This is a genomic window from Endozoicomonas sp. Z74 (assembly GCF_057680865.1).
On the sequence record NZ_JBLYZI010000026.1, the window covers coordinates 36,273 to 42,646 of the forward strand.

General features: G+C 51.9%; 6 protein-coding genes and 1 pseudogene. 2 read left to right on the plus strand and 5 right to left on the minus strand.

What is annotated here, in order from left to right; translation table 11 throughout:
- Positions 1-55: 55 nt before the first annotated feature.
- The gene (locus tag ACNRUY_RS09950) at positions 56-994 is read right to left on the minus strand and encodes a hypothetical protein (RefSeq protein WP_488110051.1); all 939 of its coding nucleotides are present in this window, start codon (positions 992-994) and stop codon (positions 56-58) included.
- Between the two features lie 183 nt (positions 995-1,177).
- Between ACNRUY_RS09950 and ACNRUY_RS09955 the strand changes: the two genes are divergently transcribed.
- Positions 1,178-1,948 (plus strand): hypothetical protein, encoded by a 771-nt coding sequence (locus tag ACNRUY_RS09955; RefSeq protein WP_488110050.1) that lies wholly within the window; start codon positions 1,178-1,180, stop codon positions 1,946-1,948.
- 108 nt (positions 1,949-2,056) lie between these two features.
- Here the strand turns inward: ACNRUY_RS09955 and cydX are convergent, their stop codons facing one another.
- From cydX to ACNRUY_RS09970, 3 genes are read right to left on the minus strand one after another with little or no spacing between them, the layout of a single operon-like run.
- Entirely contained in the window at positions 2,057-2,191 is a 135-nt protein-coding gene (gene cydX / locus ACNRUY_RS09960; protein ID WP_488111478.1) for a cytochrome bd-I oxidase subunit CydX, read from the minus strand.
- 16 nt (positions 2,192-2,207) lie between these two features.
- Positions 2,208-3,341: a cytochrome d ubiquinol oxidase subunit II gene (cydB, locus tag ACNRUY_RS09965; RefSeq protein ID WP_488111479.1), complete on the minus strand. Its 1,134-nt coding sequence runs from the start codon at positions 3,339-3,341 to the stop codon at positions 2,208-2,210.
- Positions 3,342-3,353: 12 nt separating this feature from the next.
- A complete protein-coding gene (locus ACNRUY_RS09970) occupies positions 3,354-4,958 on the minus strand; it encodes a cytochrome ubiquinol oxidase subunit I (protein ID WP_488111480.1) in 1,605 nt (534 codons plus the stop codon).
- On the opposite strand from ACNRUY_RS09970, the gene ACNRUY_RS09975 reads away from it, so the two are divergent.
- Entirely contained in the window at positions 4,896-5,138 is a 243-nt protein-coding gene (locus ACNRUY_RS09975; RefSeq protein ID WP_488111494.1) for a hypothetical protein, read from the plus strand. The genes ACNRUY_RS09970 and ACNRUY_RS09975 overlap by 63 nt on opposite strands.
- Before the next feature lie 144 nt (positions 5,139-5,282).
- On the opposite strand, the pseudogene ACNRUY_RS09980 reads toward ACNRUY_RS09975, so the two are convergent.
- Positions 5,283-6,374 (minus strand): annotated as a pseudogene (locus tag ACNRUY_RS09980) (hypothetical protein); the annotation flags it as partial.

Sequence of the window (6,374 nt, forward strand, 5' to 3'; positions counted from 1 at the left end):
TTTAGCTTCTTCACTTAAGGTGAATGCAACTGTCTGTTCGGCTTTTCTATTGTTTTTATCTTTCATCGAAAGAAGCCCTCAGTTCTTGAGAAAGGTGCTCAAGGCAGATCCTGCTAGTGAACTGCCGGATTATATCCTCGTAAAGTTCTGATTGTCCTTTTTGAAAGGTTCCCGGCTTTTTGGCCGTAAGTGAGAGCAAATAAATGGTCTCACCCCGTAAGCTATCACTAATCCCAAAGCACAGTAAAGAAGTGTCGGCTTCGGTAGTACCAGCTTTAATATAGCCTCTATTCTTTCGTGCCTGCTCTTTTTTTGTAGAGCTTACAATATGAAGCCCTCTTTTTTCAATGGCTCTCATTGCCGCACTGCTGGGGTTTTGTAGCTGGGCAGGCGTTGTTTTGGGCACTCTGTGAGGGTCAAGATATAGCCACTGATCAGGCTTTCCATCTACCACTCTCGCCAGGGAGAGACGGAACGTTATGTTGGGGTATATTTGCTCAAAAACGGACTTGATCCCAGAGCAGAGCATTCCGATCTGATCCTGGTGGAATTGATTGTCATAAACATCCATGATGTTTCCAGACTGATACTGTAACTTTGCGGTAATTCTTCTTACCTTAAAGTCAACAACTTTGTTGATATTTTCGCTGATTGTTATTAGTTCAACCATGCTGACATCGCTGGCGGATGCATAGTCTTCAATCACGCTATATATAAACTTGAGCAGCCAGACTGACACCAGCACTGCGAAAATGGTCAAAAGAGGGTCTGCAAACCAGCTGGTTATGAAGCCTCGTTTTTCTTCACTGAGAAACGATAAAGACTGGTTCAGCCGATCAATCATGTTCTCACGTGTCATAGCCAGCCCGAGAGCAGGGATGGTTGTCATTAGTAAAGGCCTCACGCCGTTACTTACCAACCTACGTTTATTGAGGCGGACAAACCACAAGGCAGCTCTGCGCAAGGTTCCCGACTGATAGTCCTCTGCCTTCATTGGCCCTTTTTTCCTGTTGTTTTTATCAGCAGAAAATCATACCAATTATTGGCATACTTTGTGTAGTCTCTGACGCGGGAGGGCTAAAGCAGGCATGGAAAGGCATTGATCGGCAGTATTGTTCGCTACCATGCTTATCTGGCAGGATATCGGCTTCACCCACAACAATAATCGGAAACAGGGATGAAACAGCTATTGATGACCACCCTTAACTGGGTGTTTGGTGTGCTTTTTCTATTGGCGGGTATTTTCTCTTTGTGGACATCGCTCAGTGCAGCTGTCGCAATTCTGATGATGTCAGGGCTTTTGCTTCCCCCGGTAAGAAAGTTTGCATATGAAAAATCAGGTTCTGCAATGCAGACCAAACATCGGGCGTGGTCACTGGTCGGCCTTTTTATATTTTCATCCATATTTCTTGGCCAGGCCATTGACGATGAAAATGAGCGTAAGGCTATTGCCCTTGGTTTCAAAGATGCCTCGGAACATCAGAAAGCATTGAGTGTTGGTTTTGATAATTACCAGGATTACCAAGAGTATCTTGCATACATTCAGAAGCAAAAAACAGCTGCTGCAGAAAAGGAAAAGGAAAAAGAAAGAGCCAGGGCAGAGGAAGAAGCCCGATTGGCGGAGCTGAAGAAACAGCAGGAAGAGAAAGCGTGCCGGGAGAGCATCCAGTGTTGGGGTGACCGACACCTGACCGAAGCCAGTATCCAGTGTGATGACCGGGTAGAGCGTTTCGCCAAATACGACCACGAGTGGACCGACGGTTTTTTTGACGCCAAGTTCAGCCGAGCCATCTGGAGAGACCAGGAGGCAGGCCACGTCAAATACGTGGGGGACAAAATCAAGTTCCAGAATGGATACGGTGCCTGGCAAAACCATATCTACGCCTGCTACTACGACACCACCACCGGCCAGGTGCTGGATGTTGAGGTGTATCCGGGGCGGTTGTGAAGGCGGTGACACTATAGAAAAGCCCGCAAAACAAGCGGGCTTAATTCAGGCTTCATTCAGCACGATAAAGCACTATAAACAGCTAGCGGGGGACACTAAAAATGTCCCCTATCTTTTTCTATCTAACTCTAACTCATTGATTTCATTATCATAATGGTCTGAATGAAATTCATACCACATGACGTTAATGATGCCAAAAGCGCAGGCCAGTAATACGCCTAAAATCCATGCAAAATACCACATTGTTCTGTTCCCTCTCTTAGTACAAGGAATGACTTTCTTGTTCAATCTGTTCTGCGGTCATACGGCCCCAGAGCTTGTAGAAGCACCAGAGGGTATAGCCGAGAATGATGGGAACAAACAGGGCCGCTACGGCGGTCATGATGGCCAGGGTCATATAGCTGGAGGTTGCATCCCAAAGGGTCAGGCTGAAGGATGGGTTGGTGCTGGAGGTCAGCACAAACGGGAACAGTGCAAATCCGGCGGTCATGATGATTCCGGCCTGGGCCAGGGCTGAGCAGGTAAAGCTCAGGCCATCTTTCCGGGTGCCGGACAACGCGATCACCCCAAGGGTGCCCACAAAGCCCAGAACCGGTGCCACCATCATCAGCGGGTACTTCACAAAGTTATGCATCCAGATGCCGTTGACCAGTTCCACTGACTTGGTGAGTGGGTTGGAGGGAGCATTGGTGTCCATCACGCTGGTGATATGGAACCCGTCCATATTGGCCACCCAGATGCCGCCCAGGGCAAAGGCTACCAGGGTGATAATGCCGGCATAGCGGGAAACGGCAGCTGCCCGCTCCCGAATGGGGTCACCGGAGCGCAGCTTCTGCCAGACCGCTCCGTGCATGGTCAGCATGGCGGCACTGACTACGCCGCAGAGCAGGGCAAAGGGGTTGAGCAGGTCAAAGAATGAGCCGGTGAAGCTGGAACGCATGTAGCCATCCAGTTCAAACTCAAAGCCCTGGAAGAAATTACCGAAGGCAACCCCGAACACCAGAGAAGGTACGGCACCGCTGGCAAACAGCCCCCAGTCCCAGGCATTCCGCCAGCGGGGATCTTCCAGCTTGGAGCGGTAATCAAAGGCCATGGGGCGGATCAGCAGGGCGAAAAGCACCAGAACCATTGCCCAGTAGAAGCCGGAAAACGCGGTGGCATAGACCGTTGGCCAGGCCGCAAAGATGGCGCCACCGGCGGTGATCAGCCAGACCTGGTTACCGTCCCAGTGAGGGGCTACGGCGTTGATCATGATTCGACGTTCAGTGTCGTTTTTGCTCATGAAGGGCAGCAGATTGGCAGTACCGAGATCGTAACCATCCATGATGGCAAAACCGATCAGCAGAATACCGATAAGGACCCACCAGATGAGCCTGAGAATTTCGTAATCCATTGTGACTCCTCCTTACGCCTGTCCCTGGATGGTTTTTTCTATGGAATCGCCCGCTGAGGACGCCCGTTGATGTTGTTCGAAGTGATAGCGGCCGGTATGCAGGCTGCTGGGCCCTTGCTTGGCAAACTTGATCATCAGCCAGATCTCAATGACGGCAAAGATGCCATAGAACAGGGTGAAGCCGGCAATACTCAGATAAAGGTCCGTCACGGTACGTGTAGAGGCGGACAGATAGGTGGGCAGTATTCCGGAAATGGTCCAGGGCTGGCGGCCAAATTCCGCTACGAACCAGCCCATCTCACTGGCGATCCAGGGAAGGGGCAGGGCCCACAGGCACAGCTTGAGGAAGAACCGGCTCTTGTATTCGGTTCTGCGAGCGGTCTTATAGAAGGCAGTGACCAGCAGCAGGAGCATCAGGACCCCGCAGCCCACCATGATCCGGAAGGCGAAGAACAGGGGCCACACGGTGGGAATGGCATCCTCCGCAGCCTGGCGGATCTGTTCATCGGTGGCGGATGGAATATCATCGGTGTAACGGCTCAGCAACAGGCCGTAACCCAGATCATCCACTACCTCCTGGAAGGCGGCGCGGTTATCCGGGGTGTCCTCACCGTTTTTCAGTTTTTCCAGAAGCTCATAGGCTTCGATACCGCTCTTGATCCGATCCACTTTGTTGTCAATCAGATCCTTGATGCCGGTGACTTCTTCGTCCAGAGAGCGTGTGGCGATAATGCCCAGGGCATAGGGGATCTTGATGGCGAAATCGGTGCGCATCTCTTCCTGGTTGGGGATGCCGAGCACGGTAAAGCTGGCGGGGGCTTCATGGGTATCCCATTCCGCTTCAATGGCCGCCAGCTTCACTTCCTGGACGTCGCCCAGTTCATAGCCGGATTCATCACCCAGCAGAATAACGGACATGATGGCCGCCAGACCAAACCCGGAGGCGACGGCGAAAGAACGGCGGGCAAAGCCGATGTCCCGGCCCTTAAGCAGGTAGTAGGCTGAAATGGACAGGACGAAAATAGCGCCCGTGGTGTAACCGGCAGCCACGGTGTGAATGAATTTAACCTGTGCCACCGGGTTCAGGACCAGGTCCGCAAAGCTGGTCATTTCCATGCGCATGGTTTCAAAATTGAACTCGGCACCCACCGGGTTCTGCATCCAGGCGTTGGCGATGAGAATCCACAGGGCTGACAGGTTGGTGCCAATGGCCATCAACCAGGTACAGGCCAGATGCTGAACTTTGCTCAGGCGGCCCCAGCCAAAGAAAAACATGCCCACAAAGGTGGACTCCAGGAAGAACGCCATCAGGGCCTCAATGGCCAGAGGCGCTCCGAAGATGTCCCCTACATAGTGAGAGTAATAGGACCAGTTGGTTCCGAACTGGAACTCCATGGTCAGACCGGTGGCCACTCCAATGGCAAAGTTAATGCCAAAGAGCTTCCCCCAGAATTTGGTCATGTCTTTGTAGACTTGTTTGCCCGTCATAACATAGACGGACTCCATAATGGCCAATATAAAGGTCATGCCCAGCGTTAGCGGGACAAATAGGAAATGATAGAGCGCAGTGATTGCAAACTGAAAGCGCGAGAGATCTATGACTTCTTCCAGAATCATAAGACTCCTCCACATAATATTTTTGGAGTTACGCCTGACTACTGCATCATAGAGGGTTATCCGGGCTTCAGCCAGTACACCGGTTCCTGGTCACCACTGTTTTTATACGAGAAAAAAGCCGGATTGAACAAGACGGGTGCTCCCCTGAACCAGGATTCCATCAGCAGAAGCCATGCCTGATAAAGAACGAACCAAGGATGGTACGTGGTTTATCTGTATGGGTATATTTCGGTAAACCGCAAAGGCTGTTAACTCCTGACATTCTTTGATAAACAGGATTTTGCATGGGGTATACGAACGCTGCTTCGTTATGGATCAATGCCCCTAACCGGTGGATTTCAGACTGAAACGGTTGATGGTTTTCCGGGCGTTGTACAGATCGATCTGCCAGCTCTCTCTGGCCTGGGGAACCTCCATGGCGGAGACGTTGTCCAGGGAGTAACGGGCACTGAGAGGGGTTTCATAGCGGGCAATAAACTTGAGCCGCTCCCGGCTGGCCTGATAGGTGTTGACCAAAAAGTCGATGGTTCGGTCGCTTAAAGGAACCCGGTAATAACGGATCAGGTTCTGAGCCAGTTTCTCCGCGTTGGTGGCCAGATTTTTATCCACGGCTCCAGCCATGGCTTCTCCCAGGGCCGCTTTTGTCCGCGCACTCATGCCCGGCTCAATATTGGCCAGACTGGTGGCATTGGCACTTTCTATGGCCCGCTGGATCTGTGGATCATGCAAGTGAATATAGGGGTCAAGGATGGTGGCAATTTCAATGGCCAGGTCCCGGGCCCTGGCTTCCGTCAGGTCTTTTTCTGAAGAAGGCAGGGGGGACTCATCCCTGACACTGTCGCGGCGCAAACGCTGTTCACTCAGGAAGTCACGGATACGCAGGGCAACGGCGGCCTTGTCTTCGTCATCCAGCAGGATGGTCTGTTCCGAGATGGTCAGGCTTCGCTTAAGGTTCTCGTTGTTCTGGTTCTGGTATTTGCTGGACAGCTTCTGCCAGCTTTTCAGTGCCCTCTTGAGCTGCAGGCTGTCCCGACCCTGCTTTAGATAGGCCCGGTGGCTTTCATTATAAAGCTGAAGTGCTTTTTCCAGCTGCTGGCTTTTCAGGTTAAGCGCCATCACGTGTTTTCGGGTTTTCAGGGTCAGTTGCCGGGCATCCCTGACCTGATGGCTGAGAGCGTCCAGTGATTTTGTGGCGGTGGCCAGCAATTTATGGGTACTGAGGCCATGGCCACTGGCTATGTCCGAGGGAATGCCGGTATTGTTCAGGTAGTTGTTCAGGGCCTTCAGACGGGAATAGACCCGGGCCCGGCTGATCCTGAAGTCGTTTCTTTCTTCTTCCAGCTTGTCCAGAGCACGGGCCAGGTTCCAGTGGCCGGTGTACTCTATTTTCAGATAGGCGATTTCACGGCCACAGAT